We start from the raw sequence: 26,465 nt of genomic DNA, 5'->3' as shown, positions 1-26,465 counted from the left end.
GTAATGGGGATGTTAGGTCAAAATGGACAACCAGTAGAATTATAACGGTTTGTTTTAAAAAATAAAAGAAATCTTGAAAGATTGTTCCTTTCAAGATTTCTTTTTTATTTAAATATTTTTCTTATCCTACTATAGTATTAACTATTGAATTTGCAGATGTATACGGTACAGGCGACAAGACCAATGACTTATCGTGCAGCCAATCGTCTGGCTACAGTTAATAGCCAAGCGGTGAAATATGATGCCGAAGGTAATATGCTGGTTGGCCCACTTGCAGGACAAATACAAAACTATACGTTAATTAAGAAATGGTGAGGTGTCTTATTAGTGATTACTATAAATTCTGATTTACTAGATTTATTTTTGGCTCCAATTACTGGATCAGAAGATGATAATGAAGCAGTTGAATGTTATCAAATAATTTATAGAATATAAGTCATCTACTTTTTTATGTTAATTCACAAATTGATAAAATTATAACGATCAATAAATATACTATCTAAAAACATGAAAAATTATACCTTCAATGCACGTAACCGTCTGATAGAAACTATTTTTTTCACTGCAGATACGATAACGAAAATTATCGCATGTCGATGACTGTTAATGGAACGACAAAGAAATATGTGATCAATCTAAAAGTTATTCTTTTAAAACAAAATAGTATTGAATATATTATAAATAAAAATAATAATGCAGATTTTAAAGTGAAGGAGAATGATTTTTAAATGAATAAACATCAAGTAGTTATTGAAGAAGAGACTGATCTTCTTGCATTACATCGTATTTTATTCGAAACTAAATTCACGCCACATTTAGTAGATGACCGTGTAAGTGCTAGTCCTTTTACTGCAAATTTAGCTAACACTACTTTAGAAAAAATTATTGCTCTGCAGTGTGAAAAGGAACCTTCTAAATTAAAAAGTTGGAAGAGTTGGCTTGAGAAAAAAAAGCCATGGATATGGAGACGTTCTTTATCTTATTTATTGCAACGACCGCCTTTTCAATGGGATAAGATGAAACTCGAAAATCGATTGAATTGCATAAGATGGGTTTTTAGCCCATATCCAATTGTAGATGATGAAATATTAAAATTTATACAGGAATATGATCATTATTTACAAATCATAAATGATGGTTTAAATCCTAAATTAAGAAGATTTGGTCAAGCTACAGAATCTAAAATTCAAAAATTTATAGATTCTCATAAAGTTTCTCTTCCAGAAGACTATAAAAATTTTTTGAAAAATAATAATGGTGGGACTGTACTAACGCATTATTGGTTATTTGTTGTAGAAGAACTGAATGAAGCAGTCCCTCTAGAAGCTTTATACGGAATTGAAGTAGAATCCTCTATGAGTTTAGAAATATGGAATAAAGATCAAGATGAAATTCCATCCCATTATTTAGTTATAGGTGAGAGCGGAGATAATAGTAAAATTTTGCTGAATACTGGTTTTTCCAAAGGGATTTATTTTATGAAAAATGAATTTAGGGAAGAACCAGAAAGTGAAGACGGAATATATCGAATAGCAGAAAATTTTGATGATTTTATGAATAGTTTGAGAAAATTTAATAGTAGTATTAGATTATAATCAGCTGGAATTTATATTCAAAGTATTTACTTTATTGGAGTAACTTATAGAATATAGAAAAGTATTTCATTAAAAAGCTCCCTTCTAAAAGTAATAAATTATTAAATATGAGAAAGAGGAAACTTTGATAGATTTAGATCTTTCAAATTTTCCTCTTTTTATACTCGAATTTTTTAGGTTATAAAATAGTATACGGGGAGTCGATAATAGCATCATTTGTTTTACTGCTCAAAAAAATCAATACATTTTTTTTGAGAAAATGGACAATTTCCCAATCGATCAACATTTGAGTCTTAAAAAAAGAAAAGATTTACTTTGGATTGAAATCACAAGTCGTTCTTTGCTTTCAGTCTTTCAAAATGACGCATAAAGTTATCAAAAGGAGTGAGTAAGTTGAATGATAATGATTTAAAAAAATCCACATTTCTACTTAGACTCCATGAAAGGCATTTTAAAAATGAGATTACTTGTTTAGGAGAACAACTTGTTGAAATCATAAATTGTATTAGAGAGGAAACTTCTGATCTTATTTGGTTTGCATTCGATGTATTTGGGAGTAGTGACCGAGCATTTGTAGAATTATTTTCAAATGCCTATTCGGAATTTCTAAGTACAGACGAATTGATTCAAAAGGCAAGTGGGGTTATTCAGTTCTATTCAGGAGTATTTATAGGGATCAAGAAAGGCAAACATGTAGAATGGAACTTTGATAGGTTACCAGATACAGAAGAAAATGAAGGATTACAGCATCCTGAAGCCGAAATTCGACCATTTGATACTTCCTATTTTGAAATCTATGGTATGGATAGGATTATTGAGAGTAAAATAAAATCGCATTTTATGCTATCCGATCAATAATATGTTGTAAATGAAAACTAACGAAAAGCACATGTTAGACAAAGGAGAAGAAAAATTGAAGACGCAGCCGAAGTATGCAGAAAATATAATCGTTTTAGTTCAATATATGGATTCTTACCGATGGTTTGTGACAGATAAGGAGATATGGTTTTTAGATTTCAAAAAATTAATTGTTGCTTATGTTGAGAAGGGGTTTCATGTTCCAAATCCAAATGATTATTCAGAAAGATTTAATATTCCTGTAGTTAACGAAGATACAGCAAAAGCATTTTTGGAGTACATTGCAGACGACGAAGTTGAAGTAGAAGAACTCAAACATATATTGAAGCAAACCACATATCAAGACACCTATATAGATATTTCAGATATGTATCCTTCTTTATATGTAAATTTCGATCACAAAGAATTGATATCTTACTATCCTGAACCTGCCTCTTACGAATTATATGTACCCGACGGATGGATTGGATATTATAAAAATTCTGTTGAAGATATCCCTGAGAAATATTGGTATTGGATAGTAGATGGGCAAAATTTATTTGTACACACAAGCTAGATAAGATTTCTATAAGATCATCAACATAGATAGTTGTACTACATATAACTATAATATCTCAATACAATAACAATAAAACGGAGGAATTATATATGCAACTGGAAACACAGCGACTGCTTATTCGTGAAATACAACATAGTGATTGGGAAGCGATTCATACTTATACGCAATTGCCAGAGGTGACCCAACATACTGCGTGGGGGCCTAATACTGAAGCAGATACTAAGGGGTATGTTGAAGAGGCCATCGCTCAGCAACAGCAATCTTCTCGTCAAGATTATGAATTCGCTATTTGCTTGAAAGATGAAGGGGTATTGATGGGTGGGATTGGTATCCATGTCCACAACACTAATGCTGAAATAGGTTATGTGCTGAATCCTGATTACCAGGGCAACGGTTATGTAACAGAAGCTGCGCGTGCTATATTGGCTTATGGATTTGAGACATTGGATGTACATCGAATCTATGCTACCTGTCGCCCCGCTAATATCGCTTCAGAGAAAGTGATGCAGAAGATTGGAATGACACGCGAAGGCATTATGCGTGAACACTGGTATTATAAAGGCGAATTTCATGATTCTTCTCTGTATTCTATACTTGCAAAAGAATATACAGCTCGCTCCAAATCATAAGTGATATTAGCTTATATAGGGATATGTCTCTGTTATTACATGCTAAACTAAAAAAGAAACCCTGCAAAGTATCACTTATCAGGGTTTCTTTTTCATATCAATTACAAAATAAAAATGTACTCTAGTATTATGTTACGTTTGCTATTAGGCAAAGCACTTTTCAAATTTCATCAGCAATTTAGGATTACCTTTGAGCCGTAGTTTTCCTGTGAGTAAGGCTACGCCTACATTTTTTTCTTTCGCTACGATTTTAAGCCATGTTTTGCTGTCTACTGTAATCTGGATGTCGGGTGTACCCTGTAGACCATCTTGTACCTGAAGCTTTTTATCGCGAATATCGAACGTGGTTTGTCTATTTTCATTGCCTGTGAACGTAAAGTGATACGTGCAGTTTAAGTCTGCTGACTGATTTGGCTGAAATACATGAGGCATAAGAGTCACCAGAAGACCGATCGAATTGGGTATCAGTCCATTACCAACGCGTTTGATCGTTTTATGAGGAAAACGTTTTTTGACATGTGCTTCTGCATCTGAATTCGGTATCACATAAATAGTCTCTTCTTTTGCTTGCAACGGTTTTACTATATCTTTCATAAATCCTTTGCGATCTTCTAGAAATGGCCCGATTACATCATCGCCTGCCGGACAAACAGATAAGCAATAAGCCGCTTTATAATTAGCACCAAAACTCAAACTTTGCCACCACGAAGCCGCTTCAGTTGCCGGTACTTCGCTCCGAAATTCTTTCGTATTTTTGCTCTCTACTACCGTCTCTACAAAATCGCTAAAACCCCCCATAAATTCCCGATAATTATGTGTAGCACAAGATGAGAAATTGAATTGTCCATCCGCACCGATTGCACCTACCGGGCAGGCGGCTACGCAAAGTTTACATTCCAGACAAGGATTATAGTCGATTGGACGGTCTTCTTTGCTAACCGGAGCATCTAGTATAATAGCGCCTAGTAGAATAAAATTACCGAATTTGGGATGGATGACATTGCGATGAATCCCTATCTTACCTAAGCCTGCTGCAACCGCTACAGGTTTAAGTGAAACGACCCATGCTTTGCCGGGAAACTTATCCATTTCCATCGGGAACCCCATAGCTGCATTCAAAGCCCGTATGCCTCGTGCTTCTAATGTAGATACGATATTATGAGATATATCTGCTACCCTATCCCCTGTATGATGAAATTCAATATTAGCAAGTGAGCGAGCAGGGGTACGGATCGGTTCTCGGTTCATTTTAGCAACAAAGCTAATCATCGTTTTAGCATGTGGAAATACAGATAGAATATCTTCACGTTGATCATCCAATTCGGAACGTTCCATAGAAATCACTCCGACATCATCTGCTCCAGCGTCCAGACATAATTCACGTATCCAATCATAATCAAGAATTTCATTTTTGACAGGGGTAGATTGCGCAACCGATTCATAATAACGAAGAACAGTAGGATGTTTTTTCATATCAGCCATGTATATATCGATCCTTTCTAAAATAAGTGTATATACACCTAATTGATCAAAAAAAATTAATTTTATCTATTTAGCTTCACAATATCAGATAATTGTCCAAGTAAACCTCTATAACGATCTTCGCCCATATACTCTTGTACACGAACTTGTGCTTGTTCCCATAATGGTAATGCTGTGTTGAGAAGGTGCTGACCGTCAGGTGTCAAAGCAATAAAACGTTTTCTACGATCCTCTCCTGGTGTAATTGATACCCATCCATTTCGTTCAAGTGGCTTTAGATCGCGTGGCAGTGTAGTCCGATCCATCAAAAGTAATTCAGCAAGAGTCGTAATAGTGACCGAGCCTGCTTGTTCAAGTGCCATCAGTAATGATAACTGGGTCGCTCGAAGCCCTACAGGTCTTAAATACTCATCATATAGGCTAGTAATAAAACGTGACGCTTTTCTAAAATTTAAGCAGGCGCACTCTGCTGTGTAATCGATTGTTTTGGGCAGATTAGAATTATCGTTTCTCATAAATATGAGTATATACACATATTTGTTGATGTCAATCTTTATGCTTGTTTTACAGCGTAGCAACCAGATGAGATATTCTTCAAAAATAGCCATTTGTGCTACAATGAGTCCTTACGCTATGATAATATTCAAACACAGATCAACCATATCCGTATGAGCATCTGTAACTACACTCGGATCATAGAGAAAGGGCAGTAACTATGGCGAAAATGACAATGGCAGATGTAGCTCGTGAAGCAGGAGTATCCAAAAGTACAGTCTCCCAATATCTTAACGGGCGTTATGAATATATGAGCAGTAATACAAAAGATAAAATAGCTGCGGCGATTCAGGCATTGGATTATCGTCCGAATGTACTAGCACGCAGTCTCAAACAAAAACGTACGTTTACGATTGGCGTAATCGTTGCAAATATGTTGCATCAATTTTCTTTGGAAATCTGTCGGGGGATTGAGAGTTATTGTCGGGAACAGGGCATTAGCGTAATTCTATGCAATACCGATGAAGATGAAGCAAGAGAACGTGAAGATTTGGAATTGTTGCGCTCCAAGCAAGTAGATGGCGTGATTGCTTTTCCGTCCGGTCAATTAACTCCTTTGTATCAGAAGCTAGTTCAAGAAGGCTTCCCATTAGTATTTGTAGATCGGAAGCTGGAAGGGGTACAGGTAAGTCGTGTCGTTGTAGATAATGAACAAGCTGCGTATAAAGCGACAGAACATCTGATCCATACGGGGCACCAACATATTGCAATGCTTACAGCACCGCTGTCTATTTCTACTCGTGTAGAGCGAGTACATGGATATACACGTGCGATGGAGGATCTATTACCACAGATCACACCGATGATATTATCGGATGAAGTTAAGCAATTACGTCATACATTAAGCACCTGGGCACAGCAACAGCAATTACCAACAGCAATTATTGCAGGTAATGATCTGGTATTGCTTGAAGTTCTTGCTTTTCTCAAAGAATATCAATTGCAGATTCCGCAAGATATGGCATTAATCGTATTTGATAATATACCGTTTGCTGAATTGCTAACCCCTACATTGTCTACGATTGTTCAACCTTCGCATGACATGGGCATACAAGCCGCAGAAATGTTACTTGCTTCGATTTCTGCACAGAGTACACAACAAGAACAACCAGCTATACAAGAAAAGCAATTTACTTGTACATTAATGATCCGCGAATCTTCGGCACAACCGATGAATATACAATAAAATGAATACTTGATTATCAGAATGAAGATAGAACTATACGTTTGTGATCAAAAAAAGACCGTCCAACATCTGATCAATTTGATGTTAGACGGTCTTTTTTGGTGCTATACAATCATATAATCGACCCAATCGACTCTCGTACATCCCATTCGATCAAAAAAGCGATGCGCACGTGTATTATGCGGTGCAGCTACCCAGCTCATATGAGCAAATCCATGATCTTGAGTATACGTCTGGCAATGCTTAAACAATTGAACTTCCACTTCGGTATCACGCAAATGCTCTTGCAGATAAAGATCGTTCATAATCGTGACTTTATCAGCTTTGATCGAGCTGAATGAAAAGTACAATGTGGCAAATCCTACAGTCTGATCATTTTGCTCGACTACAAATTGTACCCCTAATTGCAGATCCAATAACGTCGTAATCAGATGATGTAGCTTTTCTACAGATGGTTTGGGCTTTTGATAAAAGTCTCCAATATATTCATTCATAATAGTTATCAACGCTTCGACATCTGCTGTAGTTGCTTGACGAATCACTGTCGGCACAGTTTCCAAAAACATCATCTCCTTTATATGTAAAAAATAAATATACATAATTATGTATTTAAATGCAAATAAATTTATATTTATTAGTTAATTATTAGTTATTTATTTCAGAATGGGTCCAAAGTACCTTTTACCATATAAATACAGATAACGTTTACAAAAAGACTTGTATTTATAAAATAGTTGCATTATACTGACCTCATAAACCGATTTACTAAACCGATTTATTAAGTTGAAATTAACTTATTGTTTTGAACATTTTCATATGAATTGAGCAGATGAAATAGATAGTAATGCTCTACTTTGTAGTTGAAAGGAGATTATCAATGTCGATTACTATTATTCCTACTTCTGTTTTTGCAGATGTCGTTAATGGAGAAGTTGCACAATCACAAGTGACTACACGTATTGCTGATCTTGGAGCACAGGGCATAGAGATTCGTCGTGAACTTTTTGTAGAGTCAGACGATAGTTTGCCTTTAGAACAGTGTAGACAAGCGATTCAACAAGCTAATCTTTTATATACCGTCTATTCTGTACCTTCATCGTTATGGCAAAAGAATCATAGACTGAATCAAGAAATAGTATATCGTTCTTTCACAGAAGCACAGCGATTAGGAGCAGATGCAGTCAAGTTATCACTTGGTCATTATGATCATGTGCAATCTTCTATAGATGTATTGCTTACAAGTTTGGATCAATTTTTTGCTGAACAGTCATCGGTATCTCCAATTCATCTATGGATAGAAAACGATCAGACAACATACGGGGGAGATCCTGCACATATACTTTCATTTTTTGAACAATTAGATACTTTGCAAGCGCATTCGCAATGGTATTCGATCGGAATGACATTCGATATCGGTAACTGGTTGTATGCAGGACAAGATGCACTGGAAGCAGCGCAATGTTTATCACCTTATGTGACTTATATTCATGCGAAGCATTCGGTTCAGCAAGAGAATAGATATCTAACGCTTCCTTTACCGATAGAGGAAAAAGCATTATGGCGACAAGTCATCGAACTTCTTCCGAATCAAGCATGGCGGGCGATCGAATTTACTTTATCTGATGATGCAGAGATTAAATATTACAACCATGTACTAAGCACAGCAGGAAGGAGCAACATTGCGATGGATCATACAACAGATACCTCTAGAGTAAATGGAAATAAGCTTTTACCATCATCCAACTTACCTGTAGAAAGTGATAATACATTACTGGACATTGTGACATTTGGCGAAGCAATGACTATGTTTGTAGCTGAAGAAGTAGGCGATCTGCATGAGGTGGCTTTATTTAGTAAACGATTAGCAGGAGCTGAAGCCAATGCAGCGATTGGATTTGCACGTCTCGGTCTTCGATCGGGTTGGGCAAGTAAAGTCGGTGCCGATGCATTTGGAACTTTTGTCCAACATAAGTTAGCGAGTGAACATGTGAATCTAGATCATGTACAGATAGATACAGAACGTCCTACAGGATTTCAGCTCAAGTCCAAAGTCATCAGCGGTGATCCGCAAGTTCAATATTTCCGTCGTGGATCAGCAGCAAGTCAGATGAGTATAGCTGATCTGGATGCTACTTATTTTAGCTCAGCACGTCATTTGCATATGACAGGTATTCCATTAGCATTATCAGATCGTAATCGTGTATTTGCACAGCATGTAATTCAGCAGATGCGTGCTCACCATCGAAGTATTTCATTTGATCCTAATCTGCGTCCTGCATTGTGGAGCAGTCATACTGAAATGATTGAGACGATCAACCATTTTGCTATTCAAGCTGATATCGTGTTGCCAGGTATTGAAGAAGGACAGATATTAACAGGATCATCAATACCTGAAGAAATTGCTGAATTTTACTTGCAGCAAGGAGTCAAAGCCGTTGTCGTTAAATTAGGCCCGGCTGGTGCTTATTATCGCACGCTGGAACAATCAGGCACAGTACCTGGTTTTATCGTCGAGCACGTGATTGATACGGTAGGTGCAGGGGATGGATTTGCTGTTGGAACTGTTAGTGGTTGGTTAGCTGGACTGACAATAGAAGAAGCGATTACCAGAGGATGTGCCATTGGAGCTTTAGCAGTCCAATCGATCGGCGATCATGAAGGATACCCTTTGGAAAATGAATTACAATATATGATTGAACATCATCCCAGATATCCAGCAACAGATATAGTTGTTGAGGACGTTACTCGTTATGACCCATCTTTGGAAGGAGTGAAATAAACATGCAAGAAAAGACAGCATTACCTGCTTCTCGTTGGTTAAGACTGATTCCGGTTATTTTTATTACGTATAGCCTCGCTTATCTGGATCGAGCGAATTATAGCTTTGGCGCGGCATCAGGTATGGCACATGATCTGAATATTTCAGCAGCGATGTCATCGTTACTGGGTGCTCTTTTCTTTCTAGGTTATTTCTTTTTCCAAATTCCAGGTGCTCATTATGCAGAGAAAAAAAGTGCGAAAAAACTGATTTTCTGGTCATTAATTCTATGGGGTGGACTTGCATCCGCTACAGGGATGATCACCAATGTCAATCTGTTGATCGTCATCCGGTTCGCACTTGGAGTTGTTGAAAGCGCGGTCATGCCAGCGATGCTTGTTTTTAATGCACACTGGTTTACGAACAAAGAACGTTCACGTGCAAATACTTTTCTGATTTTAGGTAATCCTGCAACTGTTTTGTGGATGTCGATTATTTCCGGTTATCTAGTGACCGCAGTTGGTTGGCGTTGGATGTTTATTATAGAAGGGATGCCAGCTATTATCTGGGCATTTGTATGGTGGAAAGTAGTACAAGATAAGCCTTCAGAAGCCAAATGGTTAACCGATGCGGAAAAACAAGCATTAGAAGATGAATTAGAACGTGAACAAGCAGGAATGAAGCAAGTAAAAAATTACCGCGAAGCTTTTCGTTCGCCTACGGTTATTAAGTTAAGTCTGCAATACTTTTTCTGGAGTATTGGGGTGTACGGATTTGTGATGTGGTTGCCATCTATTATTGCCAAAGCACCGAATATGGATATGGTATCAACAGGCTGGTTAGCGGCTGTTCCGTACGTACTGGCTGTCATTTTGATGCTAGTGACTTCATTCTTTTCTGATAAAATGCAAAGTCGCAAAAACTTTGTCTGGCCGTTCTTATTGATTGGTGCGCTTGCTTTTTACGGTTCCTATCTCATTGGACCAAATCATTTCTGGATTTCATTTGTGCTACTGGTGATTGCTGGTGGAGCGATGTATGCGCCGTATGGTCCGTTTTTTGCGATTGTACCAGAAGTATTGCCACGTAATGTAGCCGGTGGAGCTATGGCATTGATTAACAGTATGGGAGCATTAGGTTCATTTGCCGGTTCTTATATTGTAGGGTATCTCAATGATCTGACAGGTGGGTTCGATGCGTCGTATATGTTTATGGCGGGATCACTGCTTCTGTCGGCGATCTTAACAATGATGGTACGCAAGCCACAGACGCAGAAACCTCAGACTTCTCCCGAATGGAAACGCAAAGTCAGTGCGACGTAATGCAAAGAGTAGTGAACACATAAAATAACACAACATATAACAGCGTAATTCTTTTATATCTAATAATGTAAAAAATATATTCTATATTTGGTAAAGGAGTGAAGGAGTATGAGTGAACAACAACCAGTACGTGTGCAATTAGCGCTAGATCGAATGACTATCCAAGAAGCGATAACGATGGCCAAACAAGTAGAGCAACATGTTGATTGGATCGAAGTGGGTACATCCCTAATCAAAGAATTTGGCATCGAAAGTGTACGTCAGATGAAGCAGGCTTTTCCACATAAAATTATCGTTGCGGATATCAAAACATTTGATAATGCGAAATACGAATTTGAGCTTTGTTTTGAAGCAGGAGCAGATGTCGCTACTGTTATGGGAGCGGCGCCAGATGCTACATTAGAATTATGTATGCAGACAGCACATCGCTATCAGGGGCAGACAATGATTGATCTGCTCAGCGTATCGCCTGATCGAATTCAAGATCTTGAGCGCTATACAGATGCTGTATTATGCCATCATGTTAGCAAAGACGAGCAAGAGCATAACGGACAAAAGGTCGGGCAATCAAATAGACATGAAGCTCATGCTACTTCTAATGCTAACCATGCAACACCTCAGATTGCGGTAGCAGGCGGCATTACGTTAACGACATTACCGAAAATTTTACAGCAATCCCCGTCTGTGATTATTGTGGGTTCTGCGATTACTCAAGCTGCTCAACCTCAACAAGCGGCGCAACAGATTCGAGAACAGATTAACCAATTTGCTATCCAGAACGTTAACCCTTTAGCTTCTTTATAACTATATAACAGGGAGTGATATTCAATGAACCAAGTTCAATCGACAGCAACAGCAGAGCAGATTATTGCTGAGATTAGTCAGGTGATCACGCAGGTTCCACAAGAAACGATCCAACAGCTAGCTACCCAATTAGTAAATAGTCAGCGTATTTTTGTAACCGGTGAAGGACGGTCTGGCTTTATGGCTAAATCATTCGCAATGCGGTTGATGCATCTAGGTGCAGATTCCCATGTGATTGGAGAAACAGTCACACCTGCACTTGCTGCGGGTGATCTACTAATCGCTGTATCTGGATCAGGCACAACCAAAGCGGCTGTATGGACCGCAGACAAAGCCAAAGAGTTAGGATGCCATATTGTGGCGGTGACTACCGACGAATCATCGCCACTAGGTACTCTAGCAGATACAATCTTGCATATTCCAGCAGCGACCAAGTATAGACGAGAAGGCGAAGCACCAAGTATTCAGCCTTTAGGATCTTTATTTGATCAATGTACACATGTATTACTGGACGCAGTCTGCTTGAATTACGGACAGCTTAAGCAAGTTCAACATGATGATGTATTTGCTAAACATAGCAATGTCGAATAAGTAATTACATTTATTACTGATAGAATAGATAGGAATATGATAAATATCAAAAACCCTGCACACCATTTTTGGATACAGAACACTTTGTAGTGAAAAGTGCTTATCCATCAATTGAGCAGGGTTTTTAGTGTGTTATTTGTTATGAGTAAATAGCTAGTAAGATAAATCTACAATAATAAAACACTACTTATTAATCAATTTATCCCCAAAGATACGAGACGATCATTACTATATAGACAGGTAAACTGAACAACAACATACTCCATGAGTTCACCATATTGCGATCTCTGGAACTAGGATCGATTGCTTGATTCGCACGCATTCGATCTCCACTGACCATTGTACCTGAAAGAGCTAGTGTAGCAATAATTAAAATGATGGTGACGACTCTAAGAATATCATTAAAGTCGTAGGGTAATAGAAAATGAATCAAATACAATAATCCTAGAAAAAGAACGCCCGATCCTAACAGCAAACCTGATTTTTTCATATCGATCTACACCTTTCTACTATGTATTGGGAGCTATGATCCATCTACAATCTACGATGATAAAACAAAAGACTGTCGAATAATCTATTCGCAGTCTTTTGTCTATTATATCAATTAAACGTTTGACATTATACCTAACAACTAAGATCAATCAGATTTCTACAATCGAACATCATAATGCTAATGCTACCATGTTGCTTTATAACTTAAAGTACTTTTTCTAAAAAGCTAATCGTACGTTCATGCTTAGGATTGCCAAATACTTCTTCAGGTGAACCATCTTCGACCACATAACCGCCATCCATAAAGATTACACGATCTGCCACTTCGCGAGCAAAGCCCATTTCGTGAGTTACGATCATCATGGTCATTCCTTCTTTAGCAAGGGAATTCATAACACCCAATACTTCACCAACCATTTCAGGGTCAAGTGCAGAAGTCGGTTCATCGAATAACATCACATCTGGATTCATAGCGAGTGCACGCGCTATTGCCACACGTTGCTTTTGTCCACCCGATAATTGGTTAGGTAGTGCGTCGGCTTTGTCTGCTAATCCTACACGATCTAACAATTGCAGCGCAATTTTACGAGCTTCTGCGGGAGAAGATTTTTTGAGTTCAGTTGGAGCTAACATAATATTTTTGATAACACTCATATGCGGGAAAAGGTTAAAATGCTGGAATACCATTCCGATATTTTCGCGTACTTTGTTGATGTCGGTTTGTTTGTCATTGATATTGTGATCATCGACAATAACGGTACCTGCTGTAATATCTTCCAGACGATTAATACAACGAAGGAAGGTACTTTTACCAGAACCGGATGGACCAATAACACATACCACTTCGCCTTCTTTAACTTCCAGATCGATACCTTTCAGTACATGATTGGAACCAAAGCTTTTTTTCAGACCGGTAACTTTAATTTTATCCATTGCTGACCTTCCTTTCGATGTGGTTAGAGATTTTAGTAAGAATGGTAATCACGATCAGGTACATTAGAGCAACCATTAACCAGATTGTAAATGAATCCAGTGTACGAGCAATAACGATTTTACCGGATTGAGTCAATTCAACTAAACCGATTGCAGATAAAATTGATGTATCTTTCAATGTAATAACTAACTGATTAATGAAAGAAGGAATCATTAATTTAACAGCTTGTGGAATAATAATTTTGATCATGGCTGTACGATAAGGTAGCCCTAGTGAACGAGCAGCTTCCATTTGTCCACGATCAATTGATTGAATACCACCACGAATAATTTCAGTTACATATGCCCCTGCATTCAGACTTAATGCCAAAATGGAAGCAACGAACAATGGCATTGTAAATCCTAAAGCTCCTGGAATACCAAAATAAATAAAGAATGCTAATACCAACAATGGAACTCCGCGGAATACATCAACAAATACTGTTGCAATACCTCTTAAAATACGATTATGACTAACTTTCATAAATCCAAAGATTAGACCTAAAATAAACGCAAAGAATAAAGAAACAATAGTGTAAAGTAGAGTTTTTAATAAGCCATTTACTAGATAAGGGAAAGATTGTTGAATTAATTCCCACCGACTTAATTTCTCTGTAACTACGCCTTTACCGTCTTTACCTAAATATTTTTCTAAAATCTTATCGTATTCTCCATTACTACGAAGATTTGCAAGACCAGCATTAAACTTTTGTAATAGTTCTTGATTTTGTCCCTTGCTTACAGCAAATCCATAAGAACCACCCGGTTCTTTTTCAGTAACTAATTTAAGTCCTGTATTTTGTGTAACACCATACGCCAAAACAGGATAATCATCAAAACAAGCTACTGAATTTCCTGTTTTTACATCATCGTACATTTGTGAAGAATCATCGAATGGAACCATAGTAAATCCATACTTATCTTTAATCGAATCAGCAAAAGTATAGCCTTCTGTTCCTGTTTTAACAGCTACACGTTTGCCACGCAAATCTTCATACGTTTTTACAGTGTCATTATCTTGTTTAACAGCCATGACTACACCAGAATCAAAATAAGGCTTGGAGAAATCAAATGTTTGTTTGCGCTCATCGGTGATGCTCATACCTGCAATAACACCATCAACCTGATTAGATTGAAGTGCTTGAACAGCGGCATTAAATCCTAGAGGTTTAATTTCATAACTAAAGTTCTGGTCTTTGGCGATTGCTGCCATAAGATCCATATCAATTCCTACAAATTGTCCCTTTGAATTTTGGAATTCGAAAGGAGCAAAAGTAATATCTGTAGCAATTTGATAAGTTTTGCCTTCCTGTGCTTGTGCAGTCGTGGCAAAGCTTCCTGTAGATACTCCAAAGAAAAGAAGGAGAGCCATTACTAACCACATTACCCTAGATTTCTTCATAAAATCCTCCATTTCATTGACTTCTTCATGTACATCAGCAATTGTTGTAGTGCGTATACCTGGATCGAGCTAGAACAAATCTACTTACGATCAGTATTGCTTACAATAGATATCTCAAATTGATATCTTACATCACATGTCTTCCCATTCTACAAAAAAAACAAGCTATTGACTATAGTTCATTCTACTTTTCAGCTAAATAGGTATCACGTAAACGGTATCATTAAAATATTCATGTTAGGTATTACACAAATTATGAATAATACCATACTAAAAAACCAAATATAGTTAATTTACAGCAGTGTTGTTTTGTGATCTGTTGTATAGATAGAATGAATTTCAATTTGTATCCCTTTACACCTTCACCACATATGATAAAATGCAATGAACATATAAGAAGGGGACGGGATATATGAAATCAGTTATTTTAGATGTAGATACAGGGATCGATGATTCATTAGCGCTAGCCTACGCGGCTCATTCACCTGAATTGGATATTTTGGGAGTGACGACGGTATTCGGCAATATTACAGTAGAAGAAGCAACACGTAATACACTGGTAGTGCTCGACAAATTAGAGCGTGAAGAAATTCCAGTCTATGCCGGAGAAAGCAAGCCGATGAGTCGAGAATATACGAAGCCATTTGCCCGTCATATTCATGGAGAAGATGGTATTGGTAATCAGTATCGGGAACCGTCTGAGCGTCAAGCAGAGACGATGAGTGCATCTGACTTTATCGTTCAGCAAATTATGGCTTTTCCTGGAAAAGTGACTGTGGTTGCTGTAGGCCCTCTAACCAATATCGCCAAAGCTATTCAGACCAATCCAGAGATCGTACATACTATTGAACGATTAGTAATCATGGGAGGAGCGGTAACGGTACCGGGGAATGTCACTCCATATGCTGAAGCCAATATTTATTCTGATCCTGATGCCGCGGCGCTTGTGTTAACCTCTGGCATGCCGATTACATTGGTTGGACTGGACGTCACGATGAAAACATTGTTAACCGGTGTTCATCTGGATGAGTGGAGACGGGAAAACAGTTCGTTATCTGTTTTTTTAGCAGATATGACAGAATTTTATATGGGTGCATATAATGAGATTGTAACAGGTGGTAAAGGTTGTGCTCTACATGATCCATTAGCTGTCGGCGTAGCGATTGATCCAACGATCGTGCGCACAACTTCATATGCAGTACATGTAGAATGTACAGAACAAGATACACTAGGAAATACAACAGGCAAACACGATACTTTATTACCGCATATTGATGTTGCTTTAGATGTAGATTCTTCACGTTTTTTAAATCATTTTTTAAGTCGAATTGTGTAAGCATTTTTGCATAGAAATAATCCCAAGCCTGTGTAGCGTATATAAGGAGGTCGTTTATCCTTGTTGAGTTATACAGGCTTTTTTAATGATATCTAGTCAAAATTTATGAATACAATAGAGATGATTTCAACATATGTGGGTTGGATGATAGTTTATACTTTTATCTACAAAAAGATATCTGTGAGCCATTATTGTTATCCGATCATAATGCTAATAGATGTCTGAACAGGGTCACTTATTGACAAAATTTTTATAAAATTGAAATTTATTTGTACAAATAAACGACTAAAGTAGACATTCTCTTTCATTTTTTATTGTTACTGTAAGGTAAATACGGTATCATTAGAGTATATAGCTAAAGCTATTGATAAACGCTTACACGAATCGTTTCGACACGAATGAGCATTGTACTAGATGCTGACCTATATACGTTTGACAATATACAATAGTAAGGCCAGGTGTAACTCCATGAGCAGCAAGAATCCAAAGCGACAAGACACTACATCCGCAGCACAACGCAAGCTGGAGACGCTGCGAATTTTGGAAGCGGAAGGCACTGTGCGGGTATCCGGACTCAGTCGCCGTTTTCAAGTAACTGAAGAGACAATAAGACGTGATCTGGAACGTCTGGAACATGAAGGCGCTGTAGTTCGTACGCATGGCGGAGCCGTATTTAACCGTAATCGGGAACAATATGAATCTCCTGCTGTTCAGCGTGAGACACAGAACCTAGAAGAGAAAAAAGCAATTGTCGAATATGCCTTATCTTTGATTGAACCCGGTGATGTGATTGCGCTGGATGCAAGTACAACTTGCCTGCATTTGGTCAAACAATTGCCTAATCGATCATTAACTGTACTGACATATTCACTAGCGATTGCTAACGAATTGGTACAAAAAACCGAGATCAATGTGATTGTGATTGGAGGTTACCTGGATCGAGATTCAATGGCGAATACAGGTATTCATGCAGAGAAAATGGTCGAAAGTTATCATGTCGATAAATTTCTATTTTCCTGTCATGGCTTTGATCTAACACGCGGGTTAACCGAACCTTCTGAAGCACATGTACAATTAAAGAAAAAGATTATTGAGATTTCAGACGAATTGATTCTGTTAACAGACAGTACGAAGTTTCGCCGCAAATCATTAGTACGTCTGATGGGTATGGAAGATTTGAATCGTTTTGTAACCGATGATCAGTTGCCTCAAGAAGCGATTCAAGATTTACAAGATATGGGTGTCGATGTCATCGTTGTTGAGTAATAGGGCGATGGTTGCTACCTGCATTTAAGCCTTTTCCTTTAGGGAAAAGGTTTTTTTGTATATAGAAAGAAATGTAAGATTTTTGTTGGTTTTAGATTAATTTTCAACAAATTCTTCGGTTAAGCTTGAAAATAGGGTACGTTAGGAGTACTTTAGATAAATGAGAAAACGTTGAGAACCGTATAGAGATGGTTGAGATCAATGAGGCGTTTGGAGTGAGGAGAGAATCAATGACAGCAACTGGTGAATATAATCCGCAAATCGTAGGCATGGAAGATATCGTCCGTGCTCATCATGTATTACGCGAAGTAATTGTGCGTACCCCGTTACAGCGAGACAATACATTATCTGAAAAATACGAATGCAATATCTTTTTAAAGCGTGAAGATATGCAAGTCGTTCGTTCATTCAAAATTCGCGGGTCGTATAACCGTATTCGTAGTCTTTCTCAAGCAGAATTGGACAAAGGCATTGTATGTGCTAGTGCAGGTAACCATGCGCAGGGTGTAGCCTTTTCATGTTATGCGCTTAATATTCATGGCAAAATCTATATGCCAAGCACAACACCGAACCAAAAAGTAAAAATGGTGAAAAAGTTCGGTGGTCAAAATGTAGAAGTAATTCTAGTCGGTGATACATTTGACGATGCTTATGAAGAAGCGATGAAAACATGTGAAGAACAAGGCATGGCATTTATTCATCCATTTGATGATCCGAAGATTATTGCCGGTAACGGTACGATCGGGATGGAGATTATGGAAAGTCTAGATGTACCGGCTGATTATATTTTTCTAACGATTGGCGGCGGTGGTCTGGCTGCTGGCGTTGGGCAATATATGCATACGATGAGTCCTACCACTCAATTGATCGGTGTCGAACCAGCAGGTGCGGCGTCTATGAGTGAAGCAATTGCTCGTAATGAAGTCGTCACACTCGGTGAAATTGATAAATTTATTGATGGTGCAGCAGTGAAGCGTGTCGGTCAGCTCACATTCGATATTTGCCGCGAGGTGTTAAACGATGTCGTGAAAGTGCCAGAAGGTAAAGTGTGTTCGGCGATTCTGGATCTATATAATGAAAATGCGATTGTAGCGGAACCAGCAGGAGCTTTGCCTATTGCGGCGCTTGATATGTACCGCGAGCAGATCAAAGGAAAAACGGTTGTCTGTATTATCAGTGGTGGTAATAACGATATTGATCGTATGCAAGAGATCAAAGAACGCTCACTGATCTATGAAGGATTGAAGCATTACTTTATGATTAATTTCCCACAACGTGCAGGTGCTCTACGTGAATTTTTGGAAAAAGTATTAGGGCCAAATGATGATATCGCTCGCTTTGAATATACCAAAAAGCATAATAAAGAAAATGGGCCAGCGTTAGTCGGTATCGAACTTAGTACACCGGAAGATTACGGTGCACTGGTCGAACGAATGGAAGCTCATGGTATTAAATATACAGAGCTTAATCGGGATCTGAATTTGTTCAATTTGCTTATCTAATGAGTATTCTTAGAGTTATAGTTGGGTTTTGAGCGGAATTACTATATAATTAATAAGTCGTGCCAGTTTATTATTTATAGGAGGCTTTACCCCAATGTTAGTAATTCATGCTGAAATATTGATTCAACCAGAACACGTAGAAACTTTTCTACAACTTGCTGATCCTTTTGTGAGTGCTTCACAAGCAGAAGCAGGCAATATTCGTTATACACTGATGGTGGATTTACATCAATCCAACCTATTTACCATGGTTGAAGAATGGGAAAGCCAAGAAGCGCTTACCGCCCACGAACAAAGTGCTCATTTTCTGAAGCATATCAATGATACAAAAGATATGGCGGCTGCACCTTTGAACGTTAAAGTATATGAAGTGATGCAGTTGCCTGTAGTTTAATAAGTAAATAAGTCTGTACTATACAAAGGCTATTTCTTTCGGGAAGTAGCCTTTTGTATATCTATATGTGTTATTAGCCGTAGCTGAATTTCGTAGGTTTACAATATAATTTGGGTTTTGACATCATATAGGTTATAATTAGTAAGTGAGATTTTTAGAACATTAAAAAAATCATATTACATTATATACTTATAGGAGGTTTACTTATATGTTTGTTATTCATGCTAATATCACGATTAAACCTGACAGAGTAGAAGAATTTTTAGTAGAAGCAGAAGGTTTGGTTAGTGCTTCTCAAGCAGAAGCAGGTAATATCCGTTACACACTAATGCGTGATCTTCACCAACCGAACTTGTTCACAATGGTTGAAGAATGGAAAGACGAGCAAGCGGTACAAGAACACAACGCAAGCGCTCATTTCCAAAAATTCGTTAAAGATATGCAAGAATTTGCAGGTGCACCTTTGGATGCAAAACTGTTCAACGCAACAGAAGTACCAAGAGGTTAATTACCTGTATCTCGATGCTAAAATAGATATGTTGCGTGGCAACAATCGTTTTCGTATTGCATCATTTGGTATAGATAACTAAATAGTTACGTAAGCAAACGTTCTTTCCATTGGAAAGGACGTTTTTTTGTTATTTAGTATACATAATTCCTAAAAGCCATCCGATAAATGCTATAAGGTAAATGTCGAAATTGCTCGAAAGAGTAGAAAAGGCATCACTTGAGTAGAATGTAACGTCGTTTTTTACTGTCTAAAATTATATTTTTCGCTATTTAATTTTACGTAATCTCAATTGAAAAAATATGCGTACTATAAATAGTATCTTGCATCAAAGGCTTTCATTTTATCTATCAAAGGAGAATCAGTGAATGAAAAAATATATCGCTATCGTAGCTTCTTCGTTGCTTACATTATCTCTAGTTCATACCGGCTTAGTCTACGGGGAAGAATCAGTTCCTTCTGCAACAGGGCCAGATCAAGAAGTCGTGATTGTGTACAAAAATGCAGCGGGTAAAGAAGCAGCTATTGATCAAAGTGTAGAAGTACAGCATGAATTTAAAACATTGCCTGCGGTTTCTGCGACTGTCAGTGCAGGTGAATTACAAGACCTTGTGCAAGATCCTAATATTGCTTATATCGAACGTAATGTTCCTTTTCAAGTCACCGATTCATCCGATTTTCAAGTGTTAGGTTCGACAGTCAATGCCACCGAACAATCACAATGGAATTATCAAGCAGTGCAGCCTAACCAAATGTGGGATAAAGGATATAACGGATCAGGCATCAAAGTTGCTGTGATTGATTCTGGTGTAGCCCCTCATAGTGAGCTCACTATTGCTGGTGGTGTATCGACTGTAGACTATACAACATCTTATGCAGACGATAATGGACATGGTACTCATGTCAGCGGGATTATTGCAGCTCATAGCGGCGATGGTGCTGTAACAGGAACAGCTCCTGGAGTGCAATTATATGGTGTCAAAGCATTGGGCGCAGATGGTAAAGGAAATCTACAAGATGTATTAGAAGGTATTGATTGGGCGATCCAAAATCATATGGATATTATCAATATGTCTTTGGGAACCGAATATGATTCACAAGCATTGCATGATATGGTCGACAAAGCATATAAAAATGGAATTTTGGTTGTATGTTCTGCGGGAAATAGTGGAGCAGGCACAGATACAGTCAATTACCCTGCACAATACAGTAGTGTAATCGCTGTTGCAGCAGTAGACAAAAATTTAAATCGTGGTGACTTTTCATCTACAGGTCCCAAAGTAGAGGTCTCTGCACCTGGGGTTGATATTGTGTCTACGTATCTTAATGGCAAATATGCTGTAGCTAGCGGAACGTCTCAAGCAGCTCCTCATATTGCAGGTATACTAGCGATTTTAAAACAAGAACATCCTTCCGAATCTATAGCGAATCTACGTACCGATTTGGAAAATTATACAGTCGATCTAGGAGCAACAGGAAGAGATAACTCATACGGATATGGATTTGTTACATTCGCTCCTAAAGTAGACAAAACAGCTCCAGCAGAAGTGAGTGGCTTAACTGTAAGTAACACAACTACTCATTCCTTAACATTGAATTGGCAAAACCCGGCAGACAAAGATTTTGCAAAAGTAAATATCTACAATGATGCAGGCAAATTCGTGACTTCTGTTACTCAAAATGTATATCAAGCAGAAGATTTATCTCCATCGACGACGTACTCATTTACATTAAAAACAGTAGATACAACAGGTAATGAATCCACAGGCAAATTTATCTCCGGTCAGACACTATCTACACCTAGCGATTCTACACCCATTGTTGAAAGTAAGCCTGTCGTTCCAGCACCAACACCTGTCGTGAATCCAACACCAGCCGTAACTGTACCCGTCGTGACCACGCCAGCACCTACTAATCTGGTAGCGGCTGTTCCATCAGGTGGTGGGGGCGGAGGAGGCGGTGGTGGCGGTATTCCACGCCAACCATCTACACCAAGCACAAGTGTTACTGCCCCTGTGGCGGCTCCAACACCAACACCGACTCAACAAGCAACACAACAACTGAATACAGCCAAAACATCAGGTAAAGCCGCAGACTGGTTAAAAGCTAAATTGGATGGCAAAAACGTAACAGATACTAATTTCCAGAAGCAACTAGCACAAATCAAACAGTCTATGGGTATTAAAGACTTGCCAAGCAAAGCACAATTATCTCCTTCGATTCCGGTAAGTATCAGCTTGCAAGTTGCACTCAAAAATAAACAATATAAATATATCGATCCTTCTTCGATTACAGCTGATCATGTCACCGTGCTTAACAGTAACGGAGAAGTAGTCACCAATGTGAATCTATCTGTCAAATGGAATCGTATCTTTATCACACCAACAGCTAGTGGATTTGCCAAAAATGAAACGTATAATATCATTATTGAAAAAGGTATCCAGGCGAAGCCATCAGCGAATAGTGATCAACAAGTCACATCGACCACTCCACTAATCTTGCAATTTACAACACGTTAAAATAACACAGATCAGAAAGGTGCACACCGATGAAAATAAAATCAGTATTTCAGATTGGACTTACGCTTTGTCTGGTAGTGTCTTTGTTCGGCACTATGTTTGCTACTAAAGCACAAGCGGCAGATGGACTTCCTTTTTCAGATATTTCGAATAATTACTGGGCAAAAGATACGATTCAATGGGGTTATGAAGCTGGCTTAGTCAACGGATACAAAGACGGTCAATTCAAACCGAACAAAACAGTCAGTGAAGCCGAATTTTTGGCGATGTTGATTCGTACGTTTGAACCCGAAGTGACCAGTAGCAAAACAGGCAATTGGGCGAATCCTTATTATGTTCGTGCCAAAGCTTTGAATTATCCGGTGAGTAGCTATACCAATGCATCGACTCGTAATCAAATTCTAACTCGTACTCAAGTGGCGGAGTTAATCTCTTCTGCGGAAGGTGTCAATTACAGCGGTAATAATGCGATTCAATATATGTTAGCTTTGGGTCTGGCTAACGGTAGTGATGCTTCTCAAGTATCTATCGCTTCATTCAAAGGAAGCAAAGCATTAACTCGTGCCGAAGCATTGCAGTTTATCAAAAACTTTGCAGATTATGGAGTAGGCGGTTTGCTTGATCGTCCAACTGAACCTTCAAATCCAGCCGACCTTCCTGCATTGCCGACAGCCAATTAAGTTTTTCTATTATTCATAAGCAAAAAAAGCGACTTCAACGGATAGGATGTATATCTATCCAGAAGTCGCTTTTTTGCTTGTTTTTATTGAATAATCATTCTTATATTAAGGTGCAACAGGGGAGGTGCCGTCAGGATCATGATCCATATTCAGTAATTCTCCGATATTGGTATTGGATACGACGGTTAATCGCTTCAATGTTAACGGATCATCGCCTGGTCGAACAAATCCTTGATGGACAGTGAATGCCATTCGGTAACCTGACTCTTTAAGTGCATAGACCATTTGCATCCGGAAATCTCCAAAAGGATACGCAAAATATGGTGTATTGATGCCTGCTTCAGAACGCATAATTTTATCATCAGCGATAAAGCTAGCTTCATTCATACCTGCGGCATAATCATCGCCACAGTGAAGTAATGTTTTGTAATGCAGGTTATACGTATGGCTGTTGTACTCAAATACATCTTTCGAAGCTTCCATTTCTTCTTTGGACACATAGCTTGTTTTGTGTGGATCGAACACTGTTGTTTTGGCTTGAATACGTGAACCAATTACAAATAGGGTGGCATGAAAACCATACTTTTTCAGAATAGGATACGCATAAATAATATTATTTTGATATCCATCATCGAATGAGATCACCACTGTTTTTTCGGGTAACGATATTTCTTCATCCACATATTTTTCTAACTGCTGTAGTGTTGCTGTGTGATAACCGTTATCGTGCAAGTATTTCATATCTGCTTCAAAAGCTTCCAAATTCACAATAGAATTGTTTGTCGGTTCAGTATTATCTTTTTGCGGAGTAATATAATGGTACATCAGTACAGGGATTTTATCGGCTGTACCTGTAGGAACAACATAATCTGCGGCTAGTGCGACATTGCGTTCATTTAATACATTATGATGCTCATAGTAAAATAATTCGTTTTGAGCGGCTACCCAGGAGCTACATATTTTGTGTGCAAGAACAGACGATTTGGGGAAATTAACCCCTAGAACATAGACAACGAGCAACACTGCCATTAGGGCAAGTGAGTATTTCTTCCAATGCTTTTTCATGCGTATCTAAGTACTCCTTTATACTGGTGGTCAAATCTTATTATCGGACAAATGCTACTTTTTTTAAATGGACGCAACAAGTAATTAACGAAAATAAATTCGCTAATCCCAGCTATCCATTTAAGCAGAAACATGACATCTGCACTTAATTGTAAACGAAATGAATATATAAAAAGTTACATCACCTTCTTGAAATAGTAACAATATTTTTGCTTATGGTTGGTAAAAAAAGGGTGGTAAGGAAATTGAAATAAAAGTTTGAGATGAGAATAGGATTCGAAAGGATGGGGAAAAAAGCAAAGAAACAATATATAAAATAATAAAAGTACATATAATAAATTGGCAAAACAAATAGCTAGACATGAAACTAATACTCTTTTCTAAAGTTAACTTATATGTTAAGATAATATAAAAGTTATGATAGGGAGATAGACATATGTATTTGGAATTCAACGAAAATGGAGTGTTGGAGCCTAAAGATTATCAATTGACTATAGAACAATTGAAACACTCTTTATTGGTTCAGGGTCCAGCATATGATCAACCTTGGAATAAAGAATGGAGAAAATTATTAGTCAGTAATTTAGAAATTATGGTTAACCAGCTTCATCAAGTAGGAATTGAAGAAATTTTTATTGATGGTTCTTTTGTAGAAGATAAAGCAAGTCCAAGTGATATTGATGGATACTTTGTAGTCGACCCTTTTGATTTGGAAAGAATAACAGAAGCACTAAATAGTTTAGAACCAGATCAAATTTGGACATGGTCTGAAAGAATACCGGATCATAATTCTTCAAAGCTACAATTACCCATGTGGCACAAATATCATATAGAATTATATCCGCACGTTGGACAAGGGTGTGGAATACTAGATGAATATGGTTATGAACAAATGTTTCCTGCCGCTTTTCGTAAAACAAGAGATACATTTTTGCCAAAGGGTATTATCCAAATTGTAAAGGAGGTAGATTATCATGATCAAAAATGATATGGCTTATCAAAAATCTCTACAAAAGCTAGAAACAGATAAAGAATATATTGAAAAAGAATATCAACGATTATCTGATTTGGGATTAGAAGGTACACAGTTGGAAATGGCGATTCAGCCATTAATTTCATTTCATGAGCAACTCCAAGAAGAAGTTGCGTACTATGAACGTGTCAAAAAAGGAGAATTTAATCCGATTCATAGCCTATCTGATCTTGGAAAAAATCTAATAGCATATCGCATATATAAAGGTATGACACAAGCTGAGTTAGCAACTAGATTAAATGTATCTGAGTCACAAGTCTCCAGAGATGAACGTCATGAGTATTATGGAGCGACCACGGATAAGCTAGAAAGAGTAATGAAAGCGATGGAAATGACTGCAGTTATTCATATAGAATTAAGCTTAATTTCTTAAAAAAATAATAAATAAGTAAAAAAGAAGGCAAACCTTGTTAAAGGTCTGCCTTCTTTATTGTTTTTTCGATTATAAAAAAGAGTTAGCGAATAAAAGCTTGAGGACGCTGTTCTAGTGCATCGGCTAACCATCTAGGATGCATACGAAGTAAATTGGTAGGTAACTGGTCGGTAGGGAAAAATTGATAATCAAGCGATTCTTTAGGGTCAACGATAAGCTCGCCACCGATAATTACCGCTTCAAAACAATTGGTAATAAAATGAACATTTTTTCCATTAGGGTATTCAAAAATCTGGCTATCTGGATCAGAATAAACTCCGATTAAGCGTGTCACTTCTACGTCTAGTCCTGTTTCTTCTTTGATCTCTCGTACAACTGCTTGTGTGACGGTTTCCCCTTTTTCAACATGTCCTGAAGGGATACCCCATTGTCCGACATCAAGCCGCTTTTGCAAAAAGACATGACCCTCGGCATTAAAAATAATAACAGCAATCCCTGCATACAGTTCATCAATAACGACAGACAAAGTAGTTCCTCCTAAATGAAATATCATCATTAAATATTGAGTCTATTATACACTTTCC

General features: G+C 37.8%; 27 protein-coding genes. 19 read left to right on the top strand and 8 right to left on the bottom strand.

Annotated elements, in window-relative coordinates:
• Positions 1-183: 183 nt before the first annotated feature.
• The 5 genes from QCD85_RS05880 to QCD85_RS05860 all read left to right on the top strand — a co-directional run bounded on the left by QCD85_RS05880 (position 184) and on the right by QCD85_RS05860 (position 3,641).
• A complete protein-coding gene (locus QCD85_RS05880) occupies positions 184-315 on the top strand; it encodes a hypothetical protein (RefSeq protein WP_301261941.1) in 132 nt (43 codons plus the stop codon).
• Positions 316-728: 413 nt separating this feature from the next.
• Positions 729-1,595: an SMI1/KNR4 family protein gene (locus QCD85_RS05875; RefSeq protein WP_301261940.1), complete on the top strand. Its 867-nt coding sequence runs from the start codon at positions 729-731 to the stop codon at positions 1,593-1,595.
• 393 nt (positions 1,596-1,988) lie between these two features.
• On the top strand, positions 1,989-2,453 hold the full coding sequence (locus QCD85_RS05870) for a hypothetical protein (protein ID WP_301261939.1): 465 nt from the start codon (positions 1,989-1,991) through the stop codon (positions 2,451-2,453).
• A 55-nt stretch (positions 2,454-2,508) separates the two neighbouring features.
• A complete protein-coding gene (locus QCD85_RS05865; RefSeq protein ID WP_301261938.1) occupies positions 2,509-3,009 on the top strand; it encodes a hypothetical protein in 501 nt (166 codons plus the stop codon).
• Between the two features lie 92 nt (positions 3,010-3,101).
• On the top strand, positions 3,102-3,641 hold the full coding sequence (locus QCD85_RS05860; RefSeq protein ID WP_301261937.1) for a GNAT family N-acetyltransferase: 540 nt from the start codon (positions 3,102-3,104) through the stop codon (positions 3,639-3,641).
• A 144-nt stretch (positions 3,642-3,785) separates the two neighbouring features.
• On the opposite strand, the gene QCD85_RS05855 is transcribed toward QCD85_RS05860, so the two are convergent.
• The gene (locus QCD85_RS05855; RefSeq protein ID WP_301261936.1) at positions 3,786-5,123 is read right to left on the bottom strand and encodes an SCP2 sterol-binding domain-containing protein; all 1,338 of its coding nucleotides are present in this window, start codon (positions 5,121-5,123) and stop codon (positions 3,786-3,788) included.
• A gap of 62 nt (positions 5,124-5,185) precedes the next feature.
• Positions 5,186-5,638 carry a MarR family winged helix-turn-helix transcriptional regulator gene (locus tag QCD85_RS05850; protein ID WP_301261935.1) on the bottom strand — a complete coding sequence of 151 codons (453 nt, stop codon included), beginning with the start codon at positions 5,636-5,638 and terminating at the stop codon, positions 5,186-5,188.
• Between the two features lie 200 nt (positions 5,639-5,838).
• Between QCD85_RS05850 and QCD85_RS05845 the strand changes: the two genes are divergently transcribed.
• On the top strand, positions 5,839-6,864 hold the full coding sequence (locus QCD85_RS05845) for a LacI family DNA-binding transcriptional regulator (protein ID WP_301261934.1): 1,026 nt from the start codon (positions 5,839-5,841) through the stop codon (positions 6,862-6,864).
• A gap of 104 nt (positions 6,865-6,968) precedes the next feature.
• On the opposite strand, the gene QCD85_RS05840 is transcribed toward QCD85_RS05845, so the two are convergent.
• Positions 6,969-7,415: a GNAT family N-acetyltransferase gene (locus QCD85_RS05840; RefSeq protein WP_301261974.1), complete on the bottom strand. Its 447-nt coding sequence runs from the start codon at positions 7,413-7,415 to the stop codon at positions 6,969-6,971.
• Positions 7,416-7,741: 326 nt separating this feature from the next.
• On the opposite strand from QCD85_RS05840, the gene QCD85_RS05835 reads away from it, so the two are divergent.
• The 4 genes from QCD85_RS05835 (at position 7,742) to hxlB (ending at position 12,339) form a co-directional block, all read left to right on the top strand.
• Positions 7,742-9,643: a PfkB family carbohydrate kinase gene (locus QCD85_RS05835; RefSeq protein WP_301261933.1), complete on the top strand. Its 1,902-nt coding sequence runs from the start codon at positions 7,742-7,744 to the stop codon at positions 9,641-9,643.
• A 2-nt stretch (positions 9,644-9,645) separates the two neighbouring features.
• On the top strand, positions 9,646-10,944 hold the full coding sequence (locus QCD85_RS05830) for an MFS transporter (RefSeq protein WP_301261932.1): 1,299 nt from the start codon (positions 9,646-9,648) through the stop codon (positions 10,942-10,944).
• A gap of 108 nt (positions 10,945-11,052) precedes the next feature.
• A complete protein-coding gene (gene hxlA, locus QCD85_RS05825; RefSeq protein ID WP_301261931.1) occupies positions 11,053-11,748 on the top strand; it encodes a 3-hexulose-6-phosphate synthase in 696 nt (231 codons plus the stop codon).
• A 24-nt stretch (positions 11,749-11,772) separates the two neighbouring features.
• On the top strand, positions 11,773-12,339 hold the full coding sequence (gene hxlB, locus QCD85_RS05820) for a 6-phospho-3-hexuloisomerase (protein WP_301261930.1): 567 nt from the start codon (positions 11,773-11,775) through the stop codon (positions 12,337-12,339).
• Between the two features lie 199 nt (positions 12,340-12,538).
• Here the strand turns inward: hxlB and QCD85_RS05815 are convergent, their stop codons facing one another.
• The 3 genes from QCD85_RS05815 to QCD85_RS05805 all read right to left on the bottom strand — a co-directional run bounded on the left by QCD85_RS05815 (position 12,539) and on the right by QCD85_RS05805 (position 15,205).
• Entirely contained in the window at positions 12,539-12,829 is a 291-nt protein-coding gene (locus tag QCD85_RS05815) for a DUF5316 family protein (protein WP_301261929.1), read from the bottom strand.
• A 206-nt stretch (positions 12,830-13,035) separates the two neighbouring features.
• Entirely contained in the window at positions 13,036-13,764 is a 729-nt protein-coding gene (locus tag QCD85_RS05810) for an amino acid ABC transporter ATP-binding protein (RefSeq protein ID WP_301261928.1), read from the bottom strand.
• Complete coding sequence (locus QCD85_RS05805) at positions 13,757-15,205, bottom strand: amino acid ABC transporter substrate-binding protein/permease (protein WP_273614878.1); 1,449 nt, start codon at positions 15,203-15,205, stop codon at positions 13,757-13,759. Before QCD85_RS05805 ends, QCD85_RS05810 begins: the two co-directional genes overlap by 8 nt.
• Positions 15,206-15,617: 412 nt before the next feature.
• Between QCD85_RS05805 and QCD85_RS05800 the strand changes: the two genes are divergently transcribed.
• From QCD85_RS05800 to QCD85_RS05770, 7 genes are all read left to right on the top strand, one after another.
• The gene (locus QCD85_RS05800; protein WP_301261927.1) at positions 15,618-16,541 is read left to right on the top strand and encodes a nucleoside hydrolase; all 924 of its coding nucleotides are present in this window, start codon (positions 15,618-15,620) and stop codon (positions 16,539-16,541) included.
• 468 nt (positions 16,542-17,009) lie between these two features.
• Positions 17,010-17,807 carry a DeoR/GlpR family DNA-binding transcription regulator gene (locus QCD85_RS05795; RefSeq protein WP_204825615.1) on the top strand — a complete coding sequence of 266 codons (798 nt, stop codon included), beginning with the start codon at positions 17,010-17,012 and terminating at the stop codon, positions 17,805-17,807.
• Positions 17,808-18,037: 230 nt separating this feature from the next.
• On the top strand, positions 18,038-19,309 hold the full coding sequence (ilvA, locus tag QCD85_RS05790; RefSeq protein ID WP_274170966.1) for a threonine ammonia-lyase IlvA: 1,272 nt from the start codon (positions 18,038-18,040) through the stop codon (positions 19,307-19,309).
• Between the two features lie 94 nt (positions 19,310-19,403).
• Complete coding sequence (locus tag QCD85_RS05785; protein WP_273614882.1) at positions 19,404-19,703, top strand: putative quinol monooxygenase; 300 nt, start codon at positions 19,404-19,406, stop codon at positions 19,701-19,703.
• A gap of 208 nt (positions 19,704-19,911) precedes the next feature.
• The gene (locus QCD85_RS05780; protein WP_273614883.1) at positions 19,912-20,211 is read left to right on the top strand and encodes a putative quinol monooxygenase; all 300 of its coding nucleotides are present in this window, start codon (positions 19,912-19,914) and stop codon (positions 20,209-20,211) included.
• A 368-nt stretch (positions 20,212-20,579) separates the two neighbouring features.
• Complete coding sequence (locus tag QCD85_RS05775) at positions 20,580-22,730, top strand: S8 family serine peptidase (RefSeq protein WP_301261926.1); 2,151 nt, start codon at positions 20,580-20,582, stop codon at positions 22,728-22,730.
• A 29-nt stretch (positions 22,731-22,759) separates the two neighbouring features.
• On the top strand, positions 22,760-23,410 hold the full coding sequence (locus QCD85_RS05770; RefSeq protein WP_301261925.1) for an S-layer homology domain-containing protein: 651 nt from the start codon (positions 22,760-22,762) through the stop codon (positions 23,408-23,410).
• Between the two features lie 105 nt (positions 23,411-23,515).
• Here QCD85_RS05770 and QCD85_RS05765 read toward each other — a convergent pair whose 3' ends face one another.
• A complete protein-coding gene (locus QCD85_RS05765) occupies positions 23,516-24,475 on the bottom strand; it encodes a polysaccharide deacetylase family protein (protein ID WP_274170962.1) in 960 nt (319 codons plus the stop codon).
• 436 nt (positions 24,476-24,911) lie between these two features.
• Here QCD85_RS05765 and QCD85_RS05760 point away from each other — a divergent pair, with 436 nt between their 5' ends.
• The gene (locus QCD85_RS05760; RefSeq protein ID WP_301261924.1) at positions 24,912-25,463 is read left to right on the top strand and encodes a DUF6932 family protein; all 552 of its coding nucleotides are present in this window, start codon (positions 24,912-24,914) and stop codon (positions 25,461-25,463) included.
• Complete coding sequence (locus tag QCD85_RS05755) at positions 25,450-25,881, top strand: helix-turn-helix domain-containing protein (protein ID WP_301261923.1); 432 nt, start codon at positions 25,450-25,452, stop codon at positions 25,879-25,881. The genes QCD85_RS05760 and QCD85_RS05755 overlap by 14 nt, the downstream gene beginning before the upstream one ends.
• Positions 25,882-25,963: 82 nt before the next feature.
• On the opposite strand, the gene QCD85_RS05750 is transcribed toward QCD85_RS05755, so the two are convergent.
• A complete protein-coding gene (locus tag QCD85_RS05750; RefSeq protein WP_301261922.1) occupies positions 25,964-26,407 on the bottom strand; it encodes an NUDIX domain-containing protein in 444 nt (147 codons plus the stop codon).
• Positions 26,408-26,465 lie beyond the last annotated feature (58 nt).

Origin of the sequence: Paenibacillus sp. PsM32 (genome assembly GCF_030433815.1) — a bacterium.
In the GTDB taxonomy this organism is placed as follows: Bacteria; Bacillota; Bacilli; order Paenibacillales; family Paenibacillaceae; genus Saccharibacillus; species Saccharibacillus kyungheensis.
This window is presented reverse-complemented; position numbering and strand designations above follow the sequence as displayed.

Excerpts from the sequence above, each read along its gene's own strand:
- QCD85_RS05880 (WP_301261941.1), top strand. The coding sequence starts at position 184 with ATGACTTATCGTGCAGCCAATCGTCTGGCTACAGTTAATAGCCAAGCG.
- QCD85_RS05875 (WP_301261940.1), top strand. The coding sequence starts at position 729 with ATGAATAAACATCAAGTAGTTATTGAAGAAGAGACTGATCTTCTTGCA.
- QCD85_RS05860 (WP_301261937.1), top strand. The coding sequence starts at position 3,102 with ATGCAACTGGAAACACAGCGACTGCTTATTCGTGAAATACAACATAGT.
- QCD85_RS05855 (WP_301261936.1), bottom strand. The coding sequence starts at position 5,123 with ATGGCTGATATGAAAAAACATCCTACTGTTCTTCGTTATTATGAATCG.
- QCD85_RS05850 (WP_301261935.1), bottom strand. The coding sequence starts at position 5,638 with ATGAGAAACGATAATTCTAATCTGCCCAAAACAATCGATTACACAGCA.
- QCD85_RS05845 (WP_301261934.1), top strand. The coding sequence starts at position 5,839 with ATGGCGAAAATGACAATGGCAGATGTAGCTCGTGAAGCAGGAGTATCC.
- QCD85_RS05835 (WP_301261933.1), top strand. The coding sequence starts at position 7,742 with ATGTCGATTACTATTATTCCTACTTCTGTTTTTGCAGATGTCGTTAAT.
- QCD85_RS05830 (WP_301261932.1), top strand. The coding sequence starts at position 9,646 with ATGCAAGAAAAGACAGCATTACCTGCTTCTCGTTGGTTAAGACTGATT.
- hxlA (WP_301261931.1), top strand. The coding sequence starts at position 11,053 with ATGAGTGAACAACAACCAGTACGTGTGCAATTAGCGCTAGATCGAATG.
- hxlB (WP_301261930.1), top strand. The coding sequence starts at position 11,773 with ATGAACCAAGTTCAATCGACAGCAACAGCAGAGCAGATTATTGCTGAG.
- QCD85_RS05815 (WP_301261929.1), bottom strand. The coding sequence starts at position 12,829 with ATGAAAAAATCAGGTTTGCTGTTAGGATCGGGCGTTCTTTTTCTAGGA.
- QCD85_RS05810 (WP_301261928.1), bottom strand. The coding sequence starts at position 13,764 with ATGGATAAAATTAAAGTTACCGGTCTGAAAAAAAGCTTTGGTTCCAAT.
- QCD85_RS05805 (WP_273614878.1), bottom strand. The coding sequence starts at position 15,205 with ATGAAGAAATCTAGGGTAATGTGGTTAGTAATGGCTCTCCTTCTTTTC.
- QCD85_RS05800 (WP_301261927.1), top strand. The coding sequence starts at position 15,618 with ATGAAATCAGTTATTTTAGATGTAGATACAGGGATCGATGATTCATTA.
- QCD85_RS05795 (WP_204825615.1), top strand. The coding sequence starts at position 17,010 with ATGAGCAGCAAGAATCCAAAGCGACAAGACACTACATCCGCAGCACAA.
- ilvA (WP_274170966.1), top strand. The coding sequence starts at position 18,038 with ATGACAGCAACTGGTGAATATAATCCGCAAATCGTAGGCATGGAAGAT.
- QCD85_RS05785 (WP_273614882.1), top strand. The coding sequence starts at position 19,404 with ATGTTAGTAATTCATGCTGAAATATTGATTCAACCAGAACACGTAGAA.
- QCD85_RS05780 (WP_273614883.1), top strand. The coding sequence starts at position 19,912 with ATGTTTGTTATTCATGCTAATATCACGATTAAACCTGACAGAGTAGAA.
- QCD85_RS05775 (WP_301261926.1), top strand. The coding sequence starts at position 20,580 with ATGAAAAAATATATCGCTATCGTAGCTTCTTCGTTGCTTACATTATCT.
- QCD85_RS05770 (WP_301261925.1), top strand. The coding sequence starts at position 22,760 with ATGAAAATAAAATCAGTATTTCAGATTGGACTTACGCTTTGTCTGGTA.
- QCD85_RS05765 (WP_274170962.1), bottom strand. The coding sequence starts at position 24,475 with ATGAAAAAGCATTGGAAGAAATACTCACTTGCCCTAATGGCAGTGTTG.
- QCD85_RS05760 (WP_301261924.1), top strand. The coding sequence starts at position 24,912 with ATGTATTTGGAATTCAACGAAAATGGAGTGTTGGAGCCTAAAGATTAT.
- QCD85_RS05755 (WP_301261923.1), top strand. The coding sequence starts at position 25,450 with ATGATCAAAAATGATATGGCTTATCAAAAATCTCTACAAAAGCTAGAA.